This window comes from Actinomadura gamaensis, assembly GCF_042652125.1.
In the GTDB taxonomy this organism is placed as follows: Bacteria; Actinomycetota; Actinomycetes; order Streptosporangiales; family Streptosporangiaceae; genus Spirillospora; species Spirillospora gamaensis.
In genome coordinates this window covers 220,762-242,307 of the sequence record NZ_JBHSIT010000014.1, presented here as the reverse complement: position 1 = coordinate 242,307, position 21,546 = coordinate 220,762, and the positions used below count along the sequence as shown (strand labels likewise).

Sequence of the window (21,546 nt, the reverse complement as noted above, 5' to 3'; positions counted from 1 at the left end):
CTCTGCACTGAGCAGGAGACCTCCGGACGACAGGAGCCTGCGATGTGGACGAGGGCGCGGACGAACCGGTCGCGGTCAGACCTGGCCGCGGTCGCCGAGGAGGCCGCGGCGTCGGGGTGTCCGGCCGTGCGGCTGGCGGGGTTGAGCAAGGACTACGGCACGGGCCCCGCGACGGTCCACGCGCTTCGCGACGTCTCTCTGGAGGTGTGGCCGGGGGAGTTCGTGGTGCTGCTCGGTCCGTCCGGGTCGGGGAAGACGACGCTGCTGAACCTGGTGGGCGGGATCGAGAAGCCGTCGGCGGGGCGGATCGAGGTGGCGGGCACCGATATCGCGGGCCTGGACGAGAAGGCGCGGACCGCCTACCGGCGCGCGCGGGTCGGGTTCGTGTTCCAGTTCTTCAACCTGGTGCCGACGTTGACGGCGCTGGAGAACGTGGCGATCCTCGCCGAGCTGACCGGGCCGGACGCCGGGGAGCACAGCCGCGCGGCGCTGGCGAGCGTGGGCATCGTCCAGGCCGCGGACCGGTTCCCCGGGCAGATGTCGGGCGGGCAGCAGCAGCGGGTGGCGATCGCGCGGGCGATCGTCAAGGAGCCGCCGCTGCTGCTGTGCGACGAGCCGACGGGCAGCCTGGACCTGGACACCGGCCGCCAGGTGCTGGGCGTGCTGCGCGCGCTGGCCATGGAGGGGCATCACACGGTCCTGCTGGTGACGCACAACTCGGCGATCGCGCGGATGGCCGACCGCGTGGTGTGGCTCCGCTCGGGGACGATCTCCCGTGAGGAGCGGGTCGCGGCCCCGCTGAAGGCGGAGGACCTGCGATGGTGAGCCGGGTCCTGGCGGCCAAGCTCCGGCGCGACGTGTGGCGTCGGCGGTGGCAGTTCGCGGCGGTCGCGGTCGTGATCGCGCTCGGCGTCTGCGTGTTCGTCGCGGCGTCCGACGCCTACCGCGACCTGGGCGGTTCGTTCGACCGGGCGTACGCGGACCAGCGCCTTCCCGACGCGGTGGTCTCCGGCCCCGGAGCCGCCGCGCTCGCCACCGCGGCGTCCGCGCTGCCGGGGCGTCCCGCCGTCACCGTCCGGCATCAGGCCGAGACCGGCCTCCGGGTGGCCGGGCACACCCTGCTCGGACGGACGGTCGGCGTCCCCGAGGCGGCCCAGCCGGACGTCTCGCGGCTCGTGCTGAGGTCGGGCCGCCTGCCCGGACGGGACGAGGTGCTCGTCGAGCAGCACCTGGCCGACCACTTCCACGTGCGTCCCGGCCAGCGCATCCAGGTGCTCGGACCGGCCGGATGGCGGAGCCTGGCCGTGGCGGGCACCGGCCTGTCCACCGAGTACTTCTGGCCGGCCCGTTCCAGCCAGGAGGTCATGACGACGCCCGAGCACTTCGGGGTGCTGTTCGCGCCCGAGGCCACCGTCGCGTCCCTCGGCCCGCACGCTACCGAGCAACTCGCGCTGTACGCCCGGGACCGTGGGCGGACCGCCGCGCTGACCGCCTCCGTCCGCGCCCTCGCCACCGCGCGCGGTCTGACCGTCGTCGACCGGCGCGACCAGCCGTCCTTCCACGCGCTGGACGAGGACGTGAAGTCGATCGGCGAGTTCGCGACGCTGCTGCCCTGGCTGTTCCTGGCCGCCGCGGTCGTCGGGACGTACGTCCTGCTGTCCCGCCTGGTGGCCGCGCAGCGGGCGGTCATCGGCACGCTGGCCGCCAACGGACTCGCACCGGGCGCGCTGCGCCGGCACTACCTGGCCTACGGGCTGGTCGCCGGGGCCGCGGGCATCCTGCCCGGCCTCGCCGGGGGCTACCTGCTCGGCGACTGGTTCACCACCCGGTACACCGCCGCGCTCGGCCTGCCCCTGCACGTCACCGCGCTGCACATCGACGTCCTGCTCGCCGGCGCGCTCGCGGCGCTCGCCACCGCCGCGCTGGCCGCCTGGGCACCCGCCCGCGCCGCCGTGCGGATCGCCCCGGCCGAGGCGATGCGCATCGCGCCACCGAGCGCGCGCGGCCGACGCTCCCTCGTGGAACGCGCCCTGCCGCCGCTGCTTCGGGTGCGTTGGCGCATGGTCGTGCGCGGCGTCTCCCGCAACCGCAAGCGTGCCTGGCTGACCGTCGCCGGGGTCACCGCGTCCCTCAGCCTCGTGCTGGTCTTCGCCGGACTCCGCGACACCGTCGCGGGCGTCATCGACCGGCAGTACGGGACCGTCCAGCGCGAGAACGCCCAGGTGGACGCCGCGCCCGGTGCGGCGTCCACCGTGCTCTCGGCGGTCCGGTCCGACCCGGCGGTCGCCGCCGCCGAACCGTACGCCCGGCAGGACGTCGTCCTCACGGCCGGGACGCGGCGCTCCGACACCCTCCTGTTCGCGCTCCCGGCCGACACCGCGATGCACCGCTTCCGGGGCACCTCCGGCGACGTCCGCCTGCCCGACCACGGCGTCCTGCTGGCCCGAGGGCTGCGCGACACCCTGCACCTGCGTGTCGGCCAGCCGGTCACGCTCACCCTCGCGCAGTCCGGACGGCGGCTCACCGAACCGGTGGCCGGATTCGTGGACGAACCGATGAGCGCCGTCGCCTACACGTCCCTCGGCCACCTCGGTGCCTCCAGCGCCACCGGCGTCCTGCTGCGCCTGCGCCCCGGAGCCGACCCCGAGGCCGCCCAGCGCCGCGTCTCGGCGCTCCCCGGTGTCGAGGCCTACCTCGACACCGGCCGGCTGGCCGACAGCATGCGCAAGGCGTTCGAGCTGTACAACACCCTGGTCGGCATCATGCTCGCCTTCGCCGCCCTGATGGCCGCCGCGCTGCTGTTCAACGCCATGTCGGCCAACGTCGCCGAACGCGCCGTCGAACTCGGCACCCTGCGCGCCGCCGGTATGACCCCCGGCATGCTCGCCCGCCTGGTCGCCGCCGAGAACCTCGCCCTCGTCGTCCTCGGCGTCCCCTTCGGCCTGCTCACCGGCACCCTGCTGGCCCGCTGGCTCATGACGACCTACCAGACCCAGGGCTACCACTGGGCCCTGGACATGCGTCCCTCCACGCCGGTCTACGTCACCCTCGGCATCCTCTTGGCCGCTCTGATCGCACAAGCCCCGGTCCTGCGGACCCTGCGGCGCATCGACATCGCCCGCATCGTCCGTGAACGCTCCCTCTGACGGCGCCTCCGGTTCGCGGACGACTGAGCCCGGCAGGCCGCCGCGCTGGAGCGGTCGCCCCGCCTCGGGCCACAGCTGAGCCCGGCAGGCGGTCGCGCTGGAGCGGTCGCCCCGCCTCGGGCCACAGCCAACACGGCACGGGCCGCTGGAACCATGTCAGGCCGTGCGGCGGAGGCGATCGAGGTGCTAGGACGATCAGCCGTTCTGTTCCACCAGGGACGCCAGAAGGGAGAGCTTCTCGGCGCTCTCGCTGCCCGCGTCGGCGTAGTAGAGCACGAGAAGGACTCCGTCCACGGGCAGCTTGTCGCGGTGCAGGTGCAGCCGGCCGAGGACGGGATGGTGCACCGTGGTGGTGCCGCCCTCGAGGGCCCGGACGTCGTGCCGGGCCCACAGCCGGCGGAACCGGCCGCTGGTCAGGGACAGCTCGCCGACGAGTTCCACGAACCTCGGGTGGTCGACGTCGACGCCGATCGACTCCCTCAGTGCGGCGATGAACCCCGCCGCGGCCGCGGGCCAGTCTTCATGGAACGCCTGCTCTTCGGGGTCAAGCAGGAGCGAGCGCAGGCGGTTCTCGCCGGGACGCAAACGGGGCGAGAACGCGGTCGCCAGCTCGTTGGCCGCGAGGACGTCGAAGGCCCGGCCCTCCACGAACGCCGGCACCCCCACGGTCGCGAGCAGGTGGTGCAGCCGGGCCGGCACGCGCTCGGGCGCCCGGCGCCGCCGGCTGCGCGGTGGCGGCGTGACCAGGCTGTGCAGGTAGTCGCGCTCGGCCTCGTCCAGGCGCAGCACGCGAGCGAGCGCGTCGAGCACCTGGGGCGAGGGGTGGCTGTCGCGGCCGCGCTCCAGGCGCAGGTAGTAGTCGGCGCTGATGCCGGCCAGCAGCGCGAGCTCTTCGCGACGCAGGCCCGGCACCCGGCGGTTTCCGCCCGCCGGGATGCCCGCCTGCTCGGGTGTGACCAGGTCGCGGCGGGCACGCAGGTAGGCGCCGAGCCGGTTCCCGGCTTCGTTGGCGGTCATGTGAGGGAACCGGCCGGGGTAGCGCGGCCGGGCAGCATGGAAAGCGCCTGCGAGCGCTGGGCCACGAGCTCGTCGTAGGTGCCGTCGCGTTCGGCCCACCGGTGCATGAGGACCCGTTGGACGAGGATTTCGCGCGGCGTCGGGTTCTGCGCCAGCAGGTCCATGACCTCGGCGCCGTAGGCGTCCAGGGGGAGAGCGTGCGGGTTGCTGCCGCCGATCGTGGTCGCGACGGCGGGCGGGACGAGTTCGGCGACCTCCACCCCGGTGCCGGCCAGCTGCGCTCGCAGGGCCTCAGTATAGGCGTGCACGGCGGCCTTGGACGCTCCGTAGGTGGGCATGAGCGGGAAGGGAAGGAACCCGATCCCCGAGCTGACCGTGACGACCGCGCCGCCGCCGCGAGCGAGGAGGTGCGGCGTGAAGGCGTCGATGACCCGGATGGTGCCCAGGACGTTGACCGCGATGATCGTTTCGGCCGTGCTGAAGTGACCGGGATCCCGGAGGTCCTCGGGTGCCCCGGTGCCGGCCATGGTGACCACGGTATCGACGCCGGGGTGGGCGCGCAGCACCTCGTCCCGCGCCCGGGCCACCGACCCGGCGTCGGCGACGTCGATCTCGACGGTGGCGAGTCCTTCACCGGCGAGACGCGCGAGGACGTCGGTGCGCCGTCCGCCGACGATCACGGTGCTGCCGGCGGCCCGGAACCGGCGGGCCAGCTCAAGACCGATGCCCGAGGTCGCGCCGGCGATGAAAACGGTGCGGGAAGTGATGTCCATGGCTCGACGGTAGGCCGGACGCCCGAGCGCTCAGGAGGCCCTGCGAGGACCCCCGAAGAGGGCCGCATCAAGCACGCCCGAAAGGCGCACGAGGCGATCACGGCGCGTCCAGCCGGTCCAATGCCGTCCGGCCATCGTCCCGCACGACGCGTTCGCGGTCGAGGTGGAACTCGCGTACTTCCGGGTGCTGCTCGCTGGAGTCTGGCTGACCGATCACTCCCTCCCTCATCGCGGGAACCTGTGGGTCTGGCCGGGAACTCACCTGCGCTCCGGGCGGTTCCTGGCCGAGCGCGGCCCGGACGCATTGTGCTTGGACGAAATGGCACCCGGCCCTTACCCGCCCGTCGAACTAGGTGATCTGGTGCAGGTCACCGGCACCGCCGGAAGCGTTCTGCTCGCGCACTACCTGCTCGGCCACAACATCGGCGATCACGTCGGAGACGAACGCCGCGAGACGGTCTACTACCGTCTGCTGGCCGATGGCCACAGGGAAAGATGGCGCGACTAGGTCACCGACCCGCACATCGAATTCCGCTCGAAGCACGCGTAACACCGCCCGACGCCGCCGTCCCTCGTACCCGACTGATCTGTCCGGTTGCGAGTGGACGTTGGTCGCGCCGCTGTTCCCGGCCCAAGGAACCGGGTGGTCGCCCCCCGGCGCATCGGCGTCGGGAGACCCGTGAACGCGTTGGCCTGCTGGGTGCGCGGGGTGTCGTCGCAGGTCACGGTGTCGCGACGTGACCGGGACATGTCCGGGCACGTGATGACACCGTTACTGCTGGTGCGCGCCGGCCCGGCTCTGTTGTCGTGGTCTCGCGGGTCGCCGGCACGTCGAACCTGCGGACGACCATCGCGACGGTGCCGGATCGGATCCGCAAGCCATCGGATTCAGCAGAAGGAGAACGTCATGCGGAACATGTTGCGCGGATCGGCCATCGTCGGCGCCCTGGTGGGCGGCACGCTCCTGGTCGGCGGTGCCGCCCATGCGTCGGGCGCCGCGCCCGCCGACGCGGGGGGCCGGGCCGTCCAGGCGGCCGAGCCCAACGGGTGCGCCAAGGTCCGGCACATCACCGACAACGGCGTGCAGGTGACGAACGTCAGCTGCGGTCGCACCATCACCGTCCAGGTCATCTGGAGCACCGCTCCGTACAGCCGCGCCTACGCGATCGCCCCGGGCGCGAGCCGGGACTACTACCCGCACTTCTCGTGGCAGCACTACGAGACGATCAAGATCTCCTGACCTCGCGGACGGCTGTGGCCGGGGCGGTGCCTCCGCGTTGCGAGCGCGGGCGGGGCATCGCCCCTCAGCTGTGCCGGAAGCTCAGCACCGCGACGGACGGGAGCGGCTCCCGGCCGAGGTGCTGCAGGATCGTCACTTGACCGGTGCAGCCCGTCCCGGCGAAGAGCCGCTGCCGTTCCCTGCTGTTGTTCTGCACCGACCGGGCCACGAACGGCAGGGCCTGGCACCTGCTGTCGCTGAAGTAGTCCGGTGGCAGCGTGATCTTCCGGCCGAGGTAGTTCGGCTCGGGCCAGAAGCAGACATTCCCCTGGAGGCGGTCCGGGGCGCCGGCGACGGCCGCGTCCTCGGGCGCCCCGCCGCCGACGAATCAGCCCATGAACAGGGCCACCGCCGCACCGGTCACCAGCGCGGACGTCCCGGCTGCGGCCACCACCAGCACTGCGAAGCGCCGCCGCACCCGGTACGCCCCCGCGGGCGGCACCGGCCGGACGGTCCCGTCCACGGAGGTGGCGGCCGCCTCGACCCGACGCCGCACGGGCTCCAGTTCGTCCAAGAGGTCGAGCTTGCCGCATCCGTGCAGATAGCAACGGAGCTGCTGGGCCGTCGGGAGGGCGCCGTTCTCGATGTTGGAGACCCGCTGGCGGGTCAGTGAGCCCCGGTCGTTGTGCGAGCGTCTGGCCACGGCCTGCTGGGTGAGGTCTCCGCGCAGTCCTCGGAGATGTGCCCCGAGCTCGTGGGCCGAGTTGATTTCACTTGTGTCCACCCGCACTCCACACACTGGACAAGGGGACACTTATTGTATCTGCCCGACCACGTTGCGGAGTCGTAGTGGTCGAGTCGGCACCGGAACGCGGCGACTCCCGGGCCTTCGACGTGCGTCAGCCGATCTCGTCGGGTCGCTTCGGTCTGCCCTACCGCCTACGGGGTGCGAGTCCGGCCTCGAAGGCGATGATCGCCAGGTGGACGCGGTCCCGGGCCTGAAGCTTGGCGAACAGCCGCGCGACGTGCGTCTTCGCCGTCGCTGCGCTGATCACCAGCCGCTCGGCTATCTCCGCGTTCGACAGTCCCTGCCCGACCAGTGCCAGCACCTCGCGCTCCCGGTCGGTGATCTCTGCGAGGAGATGTGGGTCCGCGGCGGGCTCGGCGTCCGGTCCGGCGGCCGGTTCAGGGGCCGGGCGCGCCGCGGGGGCGGACGTTCCGGCGAAGTCCGCGATCAGCCGCCGGGTCACGCTCGGTGCGATCAGCGCGTCGCCGGCCGCCACCACGCGGATCGCGTCCAGGATCGCGTCCAGGGCCATGCTCTTGAGCAGGAATCCGCTGGCCCCGGCGCGCAGCGCGCCGTAGACGTACTCGTCGTCGTCGAAGGTCGTCAGCACCAGCACCTTGGGCGGGTCCGGCTCGGCGGTCGCCTGCCGGGTCGCCTCGATCCCGTCCATGCCGGGCATCCGGATGTCCATCACCACGACGTCCGGACGCAGCTCCCGCACCAGGCGCACCGCCTCGCGGCCGTCGTGGGCCTCGCCGACCACCTCCAGGTCGTCGGTGTCGCCGATCAGGATCCCGAGCCCGACCAGCAGCAGCGGCTGGTCGTCGACCAGCAGCACCCGCACGCTCATGCAGTGTCCCCCGCGTGCCTCCGGGGCGCCGAGGCGGCGCCGTCTTCCCTCGTCGCGGGCTCCTCAGTCCAGACGGCGCCGCGCCCCTCCGGCACGCTCATGCAGTGTCCCCCGCGCGCCTCCGGGGCGCCGAAGTGGCGCCGTCTTCCCTCGTCGCGGGCTCCTCAGTCCAGACGGCGCCGCGCCCCTCCGGCCCGCTCATGCAGTGTCCCCCGCGTGCCTCCGGGGCGCCGAAGTGGCGCCGAGCCTCTCCGGGACGCTCATGCCGGGAGCCTCGCCGTCACCCGGAATCCGCCCTCCGGACGCCGGCCGGCGCTGAACTGGCCGGACAGCAGCGTCACCCGCTCGCGCATGCCGAGCAGGCCGAAGCCGCTTCCGCCGGCCGCGGTGGGCCTCGGACGGCCCGGCCCGTCGGGACCGTCGTCCCCGTCGTCCTCCACCTCGATCGTCACCGCTCTCGGCTCGTAGCCGACCGCGACCCGGCACGTCCGCGCCGCGGAGTGCCGCACCACGTTCGTCACCGACTCCTGGATGATCCGGAACGCCGACAGCTCGATCTCCGGCGGCAGCGGACGCCGCTCGCCCCGCCAGGTCACCTGCACCCGCACCCCGGCGTCGGCCGTGCGTTCGGCGAGCTGCGGGACGTCGGCCAGGCCGCCGGCCGGCGCCAGCGGAGCGGCCTGCGGCATGGCGTCGTCCGGCTCGGCGCGGCGCAGCGCCCCGAGCATGCGCTGCAGTTCGAGCAGCGTCTCCCGGCTGGTGGTCTCGATACCGGTCAGCGCCTGCCGCGCCTGCTCGGGCTTGGTCTGGACGACCCGTGCCGCCGCCCCCGACAGCACCGTGATGATCCCGATGCTGTGCGCGACGCTGTCGTGCAGCTCGCGGGCGATCCGCAGCCGCTCGGTCAGGACGGCCCGGGCCGCCCTCTGCTCGTCCAGGGCATCGAGGTATTCACGGCGTTTGCGATACACGCCCCCGGCGACCCACGCGACCGCGAAACACAGCGCGAGCCCCCCGGCGAACTGGGCCGCGTCGCTGACGGTCTCCCCGGGGATGTGGGTGACGTTGACGAACGCGGCCGCGACGGCCGCGGCGGAGCCGACGGCGGCAGCCTTCGGCCGCCGGACGGCGAGGTACCCGCCCAGGGCGACGAGCAGGACGAACACGACCGAGGGCCGCTCGCCGAAGATGTCGCCGAGGACCGCCTCGCCCAGGACCGCCGCGAAGACCGCCGCCGGCAGGCGGCGCACGAGCAGCACCGGAAGGGCGAGCACGAAGAAGAGCCCGGTCCGCGAGGCCGGCATCGTCCAGGCGAGCATCAGCGCGTAGAAGCAGGTGGTGGCCAGCACCGCGGACTGCGACATCAGCCAGGTCACGCGCTTCGATGTCGAGAGTCGCTGGAGGAGCTCTTCCATACGGGGATCGTATGTAGCGGCGCCGGCTCCGCGCGTCGGCCCGGGGATGTACGCCGGTACACCGCCGGGCCGATGACCTGGGGAACGGTGACATCCACCGGCCGACGCGGCGGACGGCGTCCCGTTCCTAGGTTCGGGGACATGACGATTGCACCGCTGATCGATCTTCGCGACGCGACGAAGAGATACGACGACGGCCCGCCCGCGCTGGCCGGTGTGACCCTGTCCGTGGCGGCCGGTGAGTGCGTGGCGATCCTCGGCCATTCCGGCAGCGGGAAGTCCACGCTGCTGAATCTGATCGCCGGCCTGGACCGGCCCTCCAGCGGCAGCGTCACCGTCGACGGCACCCGCGTCGACCGGCTCGGCGAGGCCGGTTCGGCGAAGTACCGCCGGACGTCGATCGGCATGATCTTCCAGTTCTTCAACCTGCTCGACGACCTGACCGTGCTGGACAACGTCATGGTTCCGGCGCAGCTGGCCGGGATGAGCAAGGGCGCAGCCAAGCGGCGGGCCACCGAACTGCTCGGCTCGCTCGGCATCGACCGGCATGCCAACGCCTACCCGCAGCGGCTGTCCGGCGGGCAACGGCAGCGGGTGGCGGTGGCCAGGGCCCTGATGAACAAACCGGCGCTGCTGCTGGCCGACGAGCCCACCGGCGCGCTGGACTCCAGCTCGGCCGAGGACGTCCGCCGACTGCTGCTCGACCTGAACGGCGAGGGCCAGACCATCCTGCTGGTGACCCACGACGTGCGGCTGGCCGCGAGCACCGCGCGCCGCACGATCGAGCTGGTGGACGGCGCGGTCGAGCGGGACGTCCTCAACGACGGCAGCCGTGCCGTCCCGGCCGTCCGCACGCCGCTGACCCGTCCGGCGGGAGCGGCCGGATGACACAGCGCAAGCCGCCGATGCCCCGGCGCCTCTTCACGGTCGGATTCCATGAGATGACCCGCCTGCTGTCGACAGTCCAAGCCACGGCGCGCCTGCTGCCGGTGGTGAGCCGGTGAGCGCGTTGGGAAAGGTCGTCCGCTCCGGCGTGGGCCGGCGTCGGGTCCAGTCCCTCGTCATGGCCCTGACGACGTTCGCCGCGGTGACATCCTCAGTGCTCTCCCTCGGCCTGCTGGCCGTCGTGCAGGCCCCGTTCGAACACGCCTTCAAAGCCCGGCACGGCGCGCACCTGGCGGTCCAGTTCGACGGCTCGAAGGCCACGGCCGCGCAGGCCGCCGCCACCGCCCACGCCGCCGGCGTCACCGAGGCGTCCGGACCGTACCCGATCGCCGCCGCCCTGGACACGACCGTCGGCACGGACTGCCCCGACAAGGATCTCGCCGGTCACGGCAACGGTCCGATCACCGTCACCACCCGTCCCGACCTGGGCAGCGCCTCCGGGATGGACCAACTCGTGCTGACCCGGGGCCGCTGGCCGTCCGGCCCGGGGGAGATCGTCCTGCCGGAGCAGCACTATGCCACCGCCTGCTTCGGTGACTCGGTGGTGTTCTCCTCCCTGCCGGGCAAGCCGTCGTTCAAGGTCGTCGGCTTCGGCGGCTCGGTGACCAGCAGCGCGACCGCCTTCGCCACCGCCGGCGGTTTCGCGCGGCTCACCGCCGCCGGCGCCACGTCCGACGAGCAGATGCTCTACCGGTTCGCCAAGGCCGGGACCGCCGCCGACATCGCCACCGGCGAGCAGGCGGTGGCCGCCGCCGCGCCGGCCGGCGCGGTCGAGAGCGGGCAGTCGTACCTGACCGCCGAGCAGCAGGCGACCGGCAACGCCAAGGCCTACGTGCCGTTCCTGGTCGCCTTCGGGATCCTCGGGCTGCTCCTGTCGGTGCTGATCATCTCGATCGTGGTCAGCGGGGCCGTGGCCTCGGGAATCCGGCGCATCGGGATCCTCAAGTCGCTGGGCTTCACCCCTTCGCAGGTGGCCCGCGCCTACACCGCGCAGGCCATGATCCCGGCGACGGTCGGCGTGGTGCTCGGCACGGTCTTCGGCAACGTCCTGGCGGTGCCGGTCCTGGGCGGGGCCACCGAGCAGTTCGGCGCGGCCAGTGCCACGATTCCGTGGTGGGTCAGCGCCGTGGTGCCGCTGGGCACCCTGCTGATCGTCGGCGTCACGGCTCTGGTCCCGGCACTGCGGGCCGGCCGGATGCCGGCGGTGCGGGCACTGGTGGCCGGCCGCGCCCCCGAGGCCGGGCGCGGCCGGACGGCGCAGCGTCTGGCCTCGCGGCTGCCGCTGCCCCGGGCCGTGTCGCTGGGGCTGGCCCAGCCGTTCGGCCGGCCGTCCCGGGCCGTCCTGGTCGGTGTGGCGGTGCTGTTCGGCGTGGTGAGCGCCACGTTCGCGGTGGGCCTGGAGACCGCGTTCAACAAGTACCTGGACGCCAGCACCTCGGGCTTCAGCGAAGGGTCGAAGATCGTGATACCCACCGCCGACGTGGGCGTGCCGTGGGGTCGCTACAGCCCGAACGACCCGCGCCATCCGCACCTGGACGCCGCCAAGGTGGCCGCCGCGCTCGCCAAGACCGCCGGCACGAAGGCCGCGTTCGGCTGGGGCGACAGCGGCGCGACCATGGTCGGCGGCCCGCCCGGTGGCGAACCGACGAAGGTGTACACGGTCACCGGCGACTTCTCCTGGACGCACCTGGAGCTGCTGTCCGGACGCTGGTTCTCGGCGCCCGGCGAGGCCGTGATCGGCGACAGGCTGGCCACGGCGGTGGGGATCCACGTCGGTGACGACGTCACCGTGGTGCAGCAGAACAGGCGACTGCCGCTGAAGGTCGTCGGCATCAACTTCGACACCAACATGGGCGACTACACGGCCATGACGGACGCGGCCACCTTCACCGCCGCCGGACTGCCTCCGCACATCGAGCAGTTCAACGTCGAGCTGGCCTCGAACGCCGGCGGATCGGACTGGTCCACCTCGGCCGCCGCCGCGCTGACCCCGCTGAACGCCTCGGTCCAGCCGAACTCGGACGGGGGCAAGTACATCATCGTGATGACCATGGGCGCCCTGGTGGCCACGCTCACGCTGATGCTGATCGCGGTCGCCGCGCTCGGGGTGCTGGGCATGGTCGTGCAGGACACCCGGGAGCGGGTTCGCGACCTGGGGATCTTCAAGGCCCTCGGGATGACACCCGGGCAGACCAACGCGATGGTGCTGACCTCGGTGACGCTGACCGGCCTGATCGCGGGGCTGATCGGGGTCCCGATCGGGGTCGCGGTGGAGAAGGCGACGCTGACCCCGATGGGGAACGCGATCGGCCGCCACCTGCCGCCGAGCGTGTCCCACACCTACACCGCCGGGCTGTTCGTCCCCATGCTGGCCGGCGGGATCGTGATCGCCCTGCTCGGGGCGCTGCCGCCGGCCACCTGGGCGGCACGAACCCGGACCGCCACCGCCCTGCGGACCGAGTAAGGACGCTGCACGCCGGCTCGGCCGGGCTTTCGTTCTGCCTCAGGCCGGCCCGGCCGTGCCGGACGCGGCATGCGCCTGCAGCAGGTCGTCGACACCGCGCAGGAAGGTCTCGCAGATCAGCTCCGGGTCGAAGAGGCAGCCGGCGGCCATGGCGCCGTCGCGCAGCATCACGAAGTGCCGGGCGGCGGGTTCGGCGGGCGGCTCCCCGACCTGTGCCAGCAGCTCGGTCACGGTGTCCAGGAACCATTGCCGGTGGGCGAGGACGGCCTTGTGCACCGGATGGTCGGGGTCGGGGTATTCGGCGGCGGCGTTCAGGAACGCGCATCCCCGGAAGCCGGGGGACCGGATGCCCTGCGCGATGGACTCGCTGAGGGCCCGGACGGCGTCGGTCGGCGACAGTCCGCGGGTGACGGCGTCGTCCACCTGGGCGCGCGTGGCCTGGTCGACTTCGGCCAGATAGGCGAGGACGAGGTCCTCCTTGCCGGAGAAGTGCCGGTAGAGGGTCGCCCGCGTGACCTGCGCTTCGGCGACCATCCGGTCGATCCCGACCGAGTGGATCCCCTCCGAGTAGAAGATCCTGGTCGCCGTGCCGAGCAAACGGGTGCGCGCTTCGGAGGATCGGCCTGCGGGTTCTTGCCTCATGGGGGACATCCTAGCGAGAGGTAGAACGTTCGGTCTTGACACTAGGCGGCGAAGTCGCGATGCTCTCATGAGACAGAACGTTCGTTCTCTCTTCGCCGGTCGAAAGGGACCCCAGTGACCATCGCTTCGAACGCCATCGCCGGAACCGCTTTCAGCTTGCGGCGGCTGTACTTCGTCCGCTTCGGATTCGCCATCGTCTGGGCCCTCGCGATGTTCACGACAGCCTCCGACCTGGGTCCCCTCGCGGTCACCCTGCTCGTGCTGTATCCGCTCTTCGATGTCGCCGCCGCCATCGTCGACGTCCGGACGTCGCGCACCACCGGATCGCCCGTGCCGCTGTACGTGAACGCCGCGGTCAGCCTGCTCACCGCCGCCGGCGTGGCCGTCGCCTGCGCGTCCGGCATCCCGGCGGTCCTGCGCGTGTGGGGCGCCTGGGCGATCGTGGCCGGGCTCGTCCAGCTGATCGTGGGCGTCACCCGCCGCGCGATGGGCGGCCAGTGGCCCATGATCATCAGCGGCGCCGTCTCCGTGCTCGCCGGTGGCTCGTTCATCGCCGGCGCCTCCGCGGACGACCCGTCGCTGACCAAGGCGGCCGGCTACGCCATCCCCGGCGGCATCTTCTTCCTGATCTCGGCGATCCGTCTCGGCCGAGCCGCGAACGGACGCCGACAGAGCGTCAATCCCTGAACAACCTGAAGCCGCTGACGGACGACCGGCCGTGACAGCTTGAAGATGGCGCGTCACCATCGAGACTTCGAGAGGAAGGCTGACAGTTGATTTCGAGCAGGACCGTGGCACGCGGCCTCGCGGTCACCGCGCTGGTGCTCGCCGCGACGCAGGTGCCCCTTCCCCCGGCCGACGCCGCAACTGCACCGATGCATCACGCCATCGAGGCGGACAGAACGCTCGGCCGATTGACCGACCTCATCATCCAGCGGCTCCGCGTGAGCGACGAGGTGGCCGCGTCCAAGTTCGGTACCGGCTCACCGATCGACGACCCCGCACGCGAGCGGCAGGTTCTGGATCAGGTGCGCAGGCAGGCCGGCGACCTCGGGCTCGATCCGGCGTCGGCGACGGCCTTCTTCCAGGACCAGATCACCGCGAGCAAAATCGTCCAAAAGGGATTGGTCGCACGCTGGGCCGCACACCCTGAACAAGCCCCGACGACCCGTCCTGACCTCGGGCAGATCCGCGCGCGGCTCGACCGGTTGACCGCGGACCTGCTCCGCGAGCTGAAGGCCACGGTCCGCGTGCGCGACGAGCCGACGGCATGCGCCGTGCAACTCGCCGTGGCCGCCGGTTCCGGCGCGGTGCTGGAACGGCTGGACGCCCTTCACCGCCAGGCACTCACGCGGGCAGTGCACTCAGTGTGCGCCGTCCACGTGGACTAGGGCAGAAAGCCGAAGGCACCCTGTCGCGCCCGCCGGCGGAGCGCGTCGGCCGGACCGTGGCGGGCTTGTTGACTGATCCATCCATCGGTGGTAGCGTGACGGTAGTTGCAGTTGTGGTTCCCATGAGCTTATGTGCGCCTGCTGGTACTTACCTCAGGCGCATTTTTTGTTTTCCCGGTAGTCCGTCCGGATGGGGTCATTACGGCGACACGTGGCTCGCAAAGTGTGGGCTCCGTAATTGCCTTTCGGAAGGAACGAATATGGCCACCGGTACCGTGAAGTGGTTCAACTCGGAAAAGGGCTTCGGCTTCATCGAGCAGGACGGCGGCGGCCCCGACGTCTTCGCCCACTACTCGAACATCGCCGCCCAGGGCTTCCGTGAGCTCCAGGAGGGCCAGAAGGTCCAGTTCGACATCACGCAGGGCCAGAAGGGCCCGCAGGCGGAGAACATCGTTCCCGCCTGAGCACCGAACAGGGCGGTGCCGGGCCCGCACGTCGGCCCGGCACCCCGCCCGCCGGCAGGAAGCGACCTTCCTGTCGACGCCCGCCTCTGATCTTTCTGGGGCGTAGCCATTCTTCGGCGTTCTGCCCTACGGCTCCCCCAAGTACTCGGCTGCGGGTTCCCGGCTGCGCATCGCTCAGCCCAGAGCCCGTCCTTCAGCCACCTTCCGCGGTATCACGCGGCGCCCTTTTTCTGCTTCGGCGCCGCCTCGCGGTTCACTCTGGTTCGTTCTTGCGATCGCTCCGGCCACGGGCTGCGGAGTCTTCCTCGAAACGTGCCACTTCAGGAAGGCTCGCACATGCCCTACGGCACCCGTCCGTCCCAACGTCGCTCCTCCCACTCGCACACCAGGACCTCGCGCCAGCCGGCCGCCCGGCGGCAGAACGACTTCGCGCTCCCCGTCAGCTCCACGCCGCCGCTGCCCCCGGCCGCGTCGTTCGCCGAGCTGGACATGCCGGCGGCCCTGCTGTCCACGCTGACTCGTCAGGGGATGGTGGAGCCGTTCGCCATCCAGGCCTCGACGCTTCCGGACGCGCTGAACGGCCGCGACGTCCTCGGCCGTGGACGCACCGGCTCCGGAAAGACCCTCGCCTTCGGCCTGGCGATGCTCGCCCGTAGCGCCGGTCAGCGCGCCGAGCCGCGCAAGCCGCTGGCCCTGGTGCTCGTCCCGACCCGCGAACTCGCCGTGCAGGTCACCGACGCCCTCCTGCCCTACGCCCAGTCGCTCAGGCTCCGGTCGGCCACCGTCGTCGGCGGCGTGTCGATCTCCCGGCAGGCCGCCGCCCTCCACCGCGGCGCCGAGATCCTGGTCGCCACCCCGGGACGGCTCACCGACCTGATCAACCGCGGCGCCTGCAGCCTGGAGCACGTGCGCACCACCGTCCTGGACGAGGCGGACCAGATGGCCGACATGGGCTTCCTGCCGCAGGTCACCGTGTTGCTCGACCAGGTCGCCCCGGGCGGTCAGCGGATGCTGTTCTCCGCGACGCTGGATCGCAACGTCGACCGCCTGGTCCGGCGCTTCCTCAACGACCCGGTCGTCCACTCGGTCGACCCGTCGGCGGGAGCGGTGACCACCATGGAGCACCACCTGCTGCACGTCACCGAGGCGGACAAGCAGGACGCCACCACGCACATCGCCGCCCGCGACGGCCGCGTCATCATGTTCGTCGACATGAAGCATGCCGCCGACCGGCTGACCCGCAACCTCCTGAGCAGCGGCGTACGCGCCGCGGCGCTGCACGGCGGCAAGTCGCAGCCGCAGCGCAACCGTACTCTGGAGCAGTTCCGCAACGGGGACGTCTCCGTCCTGGTCGCCACGAACGTGGCCGCGCGCGGCATCCACATCGACGGACTGGACCTGGTGGTCAACGTCGACCCGCCCAACGACCACAAGGACTACCTGCACCGCGGCGGCCGCACCGCACGCGCGGGCGAGTCCGGCACCGTGGTCACCCTGGTGCTGCCCAGGCAGCGCCGTGAGATGGACCGGATGATGGTGACGGCCGGCATCACGCCGCACTCCACGCAGGTGCGGCCCGGTGACCCCGAGCTCAACCGCATCACCGGCGCCCGACCGCCCTCCGGCGTCCCCGTCACCATCTCCGCTCCGGCTTCCGAAGGACGGCGTGGCAGCGGAGCCGGGCGTAACCGCCGTCCCGCACGAAACCGCCGCTCCCAGCGATTTGCGACGTCCGAGCGCGCCGGCAGGTAGGCAACCGGCCGACGCCCGCAGGACTTCACCGCAGAACGTTTCGTGGCGTCACCAGCTCACGACGTCGTGAGCTCGTGACGCCACGACCGCGCGCCGCTGTGTCACCGAGGTCGTAAATCTGCTCGCCGAACGCGCCCTGACCTGCGCCGCGCGTGCGGATCGCGGCGCCTTGGAATCAGCTCAAGGTGATCTTTTGCCGGGAACCGGGTAAACCGCAGGGCCATAACGACCGTCCCTCCTGTACCGCGCGTTATCCGGACGTGCAGGGCCAGGAGGGTCATTCCTTTGCGTATCCGAGTTTTCCCGCTGTCCGTTGCAGCGTGCACCGCCGCTTGCGGCCTGGCAGTGCTCGCCCCCACCGCGTCCGCGGCAGGACTCGCCAAGCCCTTCGACTTCAACGGCGACGGCTACGCCGACCTCGCGGTCGGCAGCCCCTACGGGAACGTCGGCGCGAAGAAGGCCGCGGGCTTCGTCACCGTCACCTACGGGAGCAAGAGCGGGCTGAACACCGGCAAGCGCCAGGTGCTGTCGCAGGACACCAAGGGCGTCACCGACACCGCCGAGACCGACGACCACTTCGGCTACTCGGTCGCCTCGGCCGACTTCGACCGCGACGGCTACGCCGACCTCGCGGTCGGCGCCCCCGACGAGGACTCCGGCGGCAAGAAGAACGTCGGCGCGATCACCGTCTTCTGGGGCGGCCGGTCCGGGCTGGGCACCAAGGCCGTCACCGCGGTTCCCGACCGCACCGTCCCGGCCGGCATGCGCGCCGGGGTGTCGCTCGGCGCCGGTGACATCAACCGCCGCGGCTACGCCGACCTCGCCTGGTCCGGTGTCCACGGATGGGGCTGGACCCCCTTCGACCCGAGCGGCGCCCGCCCGGGGTCCGTGCGTCCCACCGGGGGCCTGACGCTGCACACCGCGCCGCGCCCGGGCGAGAAGCCCGGCACCGCCCGCGCCGCCGCCCTGTCCCTGTTCACCGCGAGGTTCGGCTTCGGCAACGTGACCGGCAAGGGCGAGTCGCTGGTCATGTTGTCGGAGACGGCCGACGACGGCCTGATCAGCGTGTGGCAGCCGGTGAACGACCGCACGATCGAGCCGGTGTCCTCCACGCACGCCGAGTACGGGCGGGTCGCGGTGGGCGACTTCGACGGCGACCACCACGCCGACATCGCGATCGGGCAGTCGGTCGACTACGGCCACACCGGCGGCCAGGTCACCGTCTTCAAGGGCTCGGCCGCGGGCGTCACCCCCGCCGCCAAGTACACGATCAACGCCGACACCGCCAGCGTGCCGGGCGCCGTCACCAAGGGCCTCCGGTTCGGCGCCGACGTGTCGGCCGGTGACGTCGACAAGGACGGCAAGGCCGACCTGACCATCGGCGCCCCCGGCGCCAAGGTCGGCACGGCCGCCTCGGCGGGCGGCGCCTACCTGCTGTTCGGCTCCGGCCGCGGCCTGACCGGCGCCAAGTCCCAGTGGGTGTCGCAGGCGACCGCCGGCATGCCCGGCACCGCCGCCAAGAACGACCAGCTCGGCATGCAGGTCAGCCTGCTCGACCACAACAGGGACGGGTACGCCGACCTCGTCGTCGGCGCCCCCTACGACAACTCCGGCGAGGGCACGATCACGCTGGTGCGGGGCCGCCCGTCCGGGTTCACGCCGGTGTCGGGAGCCGTCTGGTACACGCCCAAGACGTTCGGCGTCTCGGGCAAGCACGCTCAGTTCGGCTACAACATCGGGCGCTGACCCCCGGCCCGGCGCCCGCGCCGCCGGGCCCTCGGCCTCCGTCCCCCGGACCGCGCCTCCGGGGGACGCAGGACCGGCCGCGTCAGCCTTCCGCCCACCGTCCGCTGCCGGTCTCCTGATGCCTTTCCAGGGCCGGGGCTGTGGGTCGTGTCAATCGGCTGTGCTGGCGTGCACGGCGATGATTCGCCAGCCGTGCGTCTCGTCGTGGAGCCAGGTTCGGGTGTAGCGCATCCGGGCCGCGAACGGCGTTCCGGAGACGGTCCCTTCGACGGTGCCGAGGAACCATGTCACTCCGGTGCTCCCCTCGGCGAGCACGGTCAGCTCCTCCTCGGTCAGCTTCGTCAGCACCTGCGTGCGAGTGCGGTGCACCTCCAGGTCGTCCGCCTTGGTCTGCACGTTCCCGCCGAAGGTGAAGAGCAGCCGATCATCCAGCAGCCGATCCAGCGCTTCGACATCTCCAGCGAGCTGCGCGGTCTGAAGTCGGCGCTCGGCGTTCCGCAAGTCTTCCATGAGCCTCACCCTCCCAGCCGGCGCCGCATCCGCGCCAGGAGGTTCACGCTCGGCTGATCTTCGCGCCCGAATCCGGGACTTCGATCACCGGGGACGGGCGAGGACCGCAACGTTTCGATCTCCTCGCGCGTATCGATCGCCGGACTGCCCTGTGGCTAAGGTCGAATTCTTTTGGACGGGGCTGGTGGCGAGGCGTCCGCACGCTGATAGGTCTCGGTGATCATCTCGCCCGTGTCGTCGGCGAATGCCCCGAGCGCCCAGCCGTCCCGCGTGAACCCGCTCACCAGTTCCTCGAGGGTCGCGTAACCGTTGCCCTGCGGCCTGTCCACCATGCGGGAACCCGTCGCGGGGTGGGCCCTCAACATCCAAAGTTTTAACTCTCCGCAAGCACGGGGATACTTAGAGTCACATTCAATGACGGAGGCTTGATCATGGAGGAGGGTGAACCGGGGGGTGCGACCGCGTCCTTCGCGGTGACGCCGTACACGCGGAACTGCGCTCGGCTGTACGAGAGGGCCGAGCACGTCCTCGTGGGGGTGAGTCCCGGCAACGGCTATTTCAACAAGCCGCGGCTGTCGGCGTTGCTGCGCTGGGCGGGGGCGAGGTTCGACCAGGTGGACGCGGTGGTGCCCGACGTGTCGCTGACGCACACCTACCAGGCCCTCGGGCAGCCCCCCGCGCTGGCCTGGAAGAACGCGAACCACAAGGCCGGGAAGACCCGTCGGCGCGTCGCCCGCGCCTGGGACGACATCGGCGTCGCGCGGGCCGAGCAGCGCATCCACCTGCTGTCGGACTTCGTCGACCATCCCCACTACGGCCGCATGCGCGCCCACTTCGACGCGGTCCTCGACGCGGACCCCGCCCTGCGGGAGGCGTTCGTCGAGGCCAGTCGCCACGTGCTGAGGGCCTACCTGAAGGGCGGGGAGCCCACCGGCGAGCAGATCGACGAGGGGACGAACTACCTGGCCGCCGAGATGCCGTTGTGCCTGGACACGCCCACGATCATGGGGGTGCCGTCCTCGGTGACCGTCTACCACCGGTGGATGCCCATGATCGAGGCGATGTTCGCCTCGCCGTACACGGACGTCTCGCCCCTGCAAGGCCACGTGGTGGCACGGCCACAGGAAAATGCGCCAGAGCCGGATGGCGGCGACGGTGACGGCGGTGGTGGCAGTGAGTGAGGGCGGTCGCTCCTATCCGTTCGGTGACTGGGGGTTCGAGTTGGCCCCGGGGTACGCCGCCGCGCGGTCGGCGCGCGCCCCGGCCTGCCGGGTGACCACCGTCACCGGGGACCCGGCCTGGCTGATCACCCGCTACGACCTGGCGCGGCGAGCCCTCGCCGATCCGCGGTTGAGCGGGCCCGAGGCCCTGCGTCCCGAGGCTCCCCGGCAGGAGCCGCTGCCGCTGCGGGCGCCCGAGGGCACGGGCGACGTCATCACCACGCTCAGGCAGGCCGGACTTCACCACATGCTCACCGAGGCGCTCGGGCCGCGGACGGCGAAACGGCACCGGCCCTGGACGGACGAGCAGGCCCGGCTGCTGCTGGACACCATGGTCCGCGACGGCTCTCCCGCCGACCTGCGGAGCGGGCTGGCCCTCCGGCTGCCCTTCGCGGTGACCTGCCGGGTGCTGCTCGGCGACATGGAACCCGACGAGTTGGACCGGCTCAACGCGCACGCCGACGTCGCCCTGACGTGGGGGCCGGGGCTCAGTCCGCACGAGATCGAGGACCTGGCGAAGGCGCAGGAGGACATCTACCGCTTCTTTCGGCGACGCCTGCCCGAACTCGCCGCCGCCCCCGGTGACCATCTGGTCGGGAAGCTCGCCGCCGCGGACGTGCTCGACCAGCGCGATCAGGTCGTCTTCGCCATCATGATGTTCATGGCCGGGTACCGGACCTCGGCGAGTTTCCTGGCGAGCGCGCTGGTCACGCTGCTGCGCCACCCGTCCGCCCTGCGGACCGCCCGCGAGCGTCCGGAGCGCGTCCCCGCGATCGTGGAGGAACTGCTGCGCTACACGCCGATGGCCACGGGCGGCGCCAAACGCGTGGCGACCGAGGACGTCGATCTGGACGGCCTGGCGATCAAGGCCGGTGCGCTCGTCCTGATCTCGCTGGAGGCGGCCAACCACGACCCGGCCGCCTTCACCGAACCCGACGCCTTCGACCCTGAGCGCGACGCGTCCGGTCACCTCGGATTCGGGCACGGCAAGCACTTCTGCCCCGGCAACCGCCTGGCCCGCATGCAGCTCGAAGCCGCGGTCGGCGCCCTGGCCGACCGCGCGCCCCCCTTGCGCCTGGCCGTGCCCGCACACGACCTGCGATGGACGAAAGGGGCTGCCTTCCGGACACCTCAGGCGATCCCGGTGAGCTGGTGAGCGGGTGCGTCGGTCCGGTGGGTCGGTGGGCGGACGGCTCGGCAGAAGG

The 21,546-nt window shown here is 71.9% G+C and carries 20 protein-coding genes and 1 pseudogene; 13 read left to right on the top strand and 8 right to left on the bottom strand.

Annotation, left to right across the window (positions count from 1 at the left end; all coding sequences use genetic code 11):
- Positions 1-42 precede the first annotated feature (42 nt).
- Together ACFPCY_RS37550 and ACFPCY_RS37545 are read left to right on the top strand one after the other, a co-directional pair.
- Positions 43-825: an ABC transporter ATP-binding protein gene (locus tag ACFPCY_RS37550; RefSeq protein WP_378263581.1), complete on the top strand. Its 783-nt coding sequence runs from the start codon at positions 43-45 to the stop codon at positions 823-825.
- Positions 819-3,146: an ABC transporter permease gene (locus tag ACFPCY_RS37545; protein ID WP_378263579.1), complete on the top strand. Its 2,328-nt coding sequence runs from the start codon at positions 819-821 to the stop codon at positions 3,144-3,146. Before ACFPCY_RS37550 ends, ACFPCY_RS37545 begins: the two co-directional genes overlap by 7 nt.
- Positions 3,147-3,341: 195 nt before the next feature.
- Here ACFPCY_RS37545 and ACFPCY_RS37540 read toward each other — a convergent pair whose 3' ends face one another.
- Positions 3,342-4,163 carry a helix-turn-helix transcriptional regulator gene (locus ACFPCY_RS37540; RefSeq protein ID WP_378263577.1) on the bottom strand — a complete coding sequence of 274 codons (822 nt, stop codon included), beginning with the start codon at positions 4,161-4,163 and terminating at the stop codon, positions 3,342-3,344.
- Entirely contained in the window at positions 4,160-4,936 is a 777-nt protein-coding gene (locus ACFPCY_RS37535) for an SDR family oxidoreductase (RefSeq protein ID WP_378263575.1), read from the bottom strand. The genes ACFPCY_RS37540 and ACFPCY_RS37535 overlap by 4 nt, the downstream gene beginning before the upstream one ends.
- 163 nt (positions 4,937-5,099) lie before the next feature.
- Between ACFPCY_RS37535 and ACFPCY_RS37530 the strand changes: the two genes are divergently transcribed.
- Together ACFPCY_RS37530 and ACFPCY_RS37525 are read left to right on the top strand one after the other, a co-directional pair.
- The gene (locus ACFPCY_RS37530) at positions 5,100-5,444 is read left to right on the top strand and encodes a phytanoyl-CoA dioxygenase family protein (protein ID WP_378263573.1); all 345 of its coding nucleotides are present in this window, start codon (positions 5,100-5,102) and stop codon (positions 5,442-5,444) included.
- Between the two features lie 399 nt (positions 5,445-5,843).
- Positions 5,844-6,176 carry a hypothetical protein gene (locus ACFPCY_RS37525; RefSeq protein ID WP_378263571.1) on the top strand — a complete coding sequence of 111 codons (333 nt, stop codon included), beginning with the start codon at positions 5,844-5,846 and terminating at the stop codon, positions 6,174-6,176.
- A 64-nt stretch (positions 6,177-6,240) separates the two neighbouring features.
- Here ACFPCY_RS37525 and ACFPCY_RS37520 read toward each other — a convergent pair.
- The 4 genes and pseudogenes from ACFPCY_RS37520 to ACFPCY_RS37505 form a co-directional block, all read right to left on the bottom strand.
- Positions 6,241-6,474, bottom strand: a pseudogene (locus tag ACFPCY_RS37520) (hypothetical protein); the annotation flags it as partial.
- A gap of 69 nt (positions 6,475-6,543) precedes the next feature.
- Positions 6,544-6,939 carry a hypothetical protein gene (locus ACFPCY_RS37515; RefSeq protein WP_378263569.1) on the bottom strand — a complete coding sequence of 132 codons (396 nt, stop codon included), beginning with the start codon at positions 6,937-6,939 and terminating at the stop codon, positions 6,544-6,546.
- 148 nt (positions 6,940-7,087) lie between these two features.
- On the bottom strand, positions 7,088-7,792 hold the full coding sequence (locus tag ACFPCY_RS37510; protein ID WP_378263567.1) for a response regulator: 705 nt from the start codon (positions 7,790-7,792) through the stop codon (positions 7,088-7,090).
- A gap of 260 nt (positions 7,793-8,052) precedes the next feature.
- Entirely contained in the window at positions 8,053-9,207 is a 1,155-nt protein-coding gene (locus ACFPCY_RS37505; protein ID WP_378263565.1) for a sensor histidine kinase, read from the bottom strand.
- A gap of 141 nt (positions 9,208-9,348) precedes the next feature.
- On the opposite strand from ACFPCY_RS37505, the gene ACFPCY_RS37500 reads away from it, so the two are divergent.
- The gene (locus tag ACFPCY_RS37500) at positions 9,349-10,095 is read left to right on the top strand and encodes an ABC transporter ATP-binding protein (protein ID WP_378263563.1); all 747 of its coding nucleotides are present in this window, start codon (positions 9,349-9,351) and stop codon (positions 10,093-10,095) included.
- A 112-nt stretch (positions 10,096-10,207) separates the two neighbouring features.
- The gene (locus ACFPCY_RS37495; RefSeq protein WP_378263561.1) at positions 10,208-12,616 is read left to right on the top strand and encodes an ABC transporter permease; all 2,409 of its coding nucleotides are present in this window, start codon (positions 10,208-10,210) and stop codon (positions 12,614-12,616) included.
- 39 nt (positions 12,617-12,655) lie between these two features.
- Here ACFPCY_RS37495 and ACFPCY_RS37490 read toward each other — a convergent pair whose 3' ends face one another.
- The gene (locus ACFPCY_RS37490; protein ID WP_378263559.1) at positions 12,656-13,258 is read right to left on the bottom strand and encodes a TetR/AcrR family transcriptional regulator; all 603 of its coding nucleotides are present in this window, start codon (positions 13,256-13,258) and stop codon (positions 12,656-12,658) included.
- 114 nt (positions 13,259-13,372) lie between these two features.
- Between ACFPCY_RS37490 and ACFPCY_RS37485 the strand changes: the two genes are divergently transcribed.
- From ACFPCY_RS37485 to ACFPCY_RS37465, 5 genes are all read left to right on the top strand, one after another.
- The gene (locus ACFPCY_RS37485; protein WP_378263557.1) at positions 13,373-13,945 is read left to right on the top strand and encodes a hypothetical protein; all 573 of its coding nucleotides are present in this window, start codon (positions 13,373-13,375) and stop codon (positions 13,943-13,945) included.
- Positions 13,946-14,049: 104 nt separating this feature from the next.
- Entirely contained in the window at positions 14,050-14,649 is a 600-nt protein-coding gene (locus tag ACFPCY_RS37480; protein WP_378263555.1) for a chorismate mutase, read from the top strand.
- 260 nt (positions 14,650-14,909) lie between these two features.
- Positions 14,910-15,113, top strand: coding sequence for a cold-shock protein (locus ACFPCY_RS37475; protein WP_378263553.1), 204 nt, complete (start codon positions 14,910-14,912; stop codon positions 15,111-15,113).
- A gap of 336 nt (positions 15,114-15,449) precedes the next feature.
- Positions 15,450-16,865 (top strand): DEAD/DEAH box helicase, encoded by a 1,416-nt coding sequence (locus ACFPCY_RS37470; protein WP_378263618.1) that lies wholly within the window; start codon positions 15,450-15,452, stop codon positions 16,863-16,865.
- Positions 16,866-17,210: 345 nt separating this feature from the next.
- On the top strand, positions 17,211-18,611 hold the full coding sequence (locus tag ACFPCY_RS37465) for a hypothetical protein (RefSeq protein WP_378263551.1): 1,401 nt from the start codon (positions 17,211-17,213) through the stop codon (positions 18,609-18,611).
- A 150-nt stretch (positions 18,612-18,761) separates the two neighbouring features.
- On the opposite strand, the gene ACFPCY_RS37460 is transcribed toward ACFPCY_RS37465, so the two are convergent.
- On the bottom strand, positions 18,762-19,121 hold the full coding sequence (locus ACFPCY_RS37460) for a nuclear transport factor 2 family protein (RefSeq protein ID WP_378263550.1): 360 nt from the start codon (positions 19,119-19,121) through the stop codon (positions 18,762-18,764).
- Positions 19,122-19,552: 431 nt separating this feature from the next.
- Between ACFPCY_RS37460 and ACFPCY_RS37455 the strand changes: the two genes are divergently transcribed.
- Complete coding sequence (locus ACFPCY_RS37455) at positions 19,553-20,302, top strand: tRNA-dependent cyclodipeptide synthase (protein WP_378263548.1); 750 nt, start codon at positions 19,553-19,555, stop codon at positions 20,300-20,302.
- Positions 20,286-21,497: a cytochrome P450 gene (locus tag ACFPCY_RS37450; RefSeq protein WP_378263546.1), complete on the top strand. Its 1,212-nt coding sequence runs from the start codon at positions 20,286-20,288 to the stop codon at positions 21,495-21,497. The genes ACFPCY_RS37455 and ACFPCY_RS37450 overlap by 17 nt, the downstream gene beginning before the upstream one ends.
- Positions 21,498-21,546 lie beyond the last annotated feature (49 nt).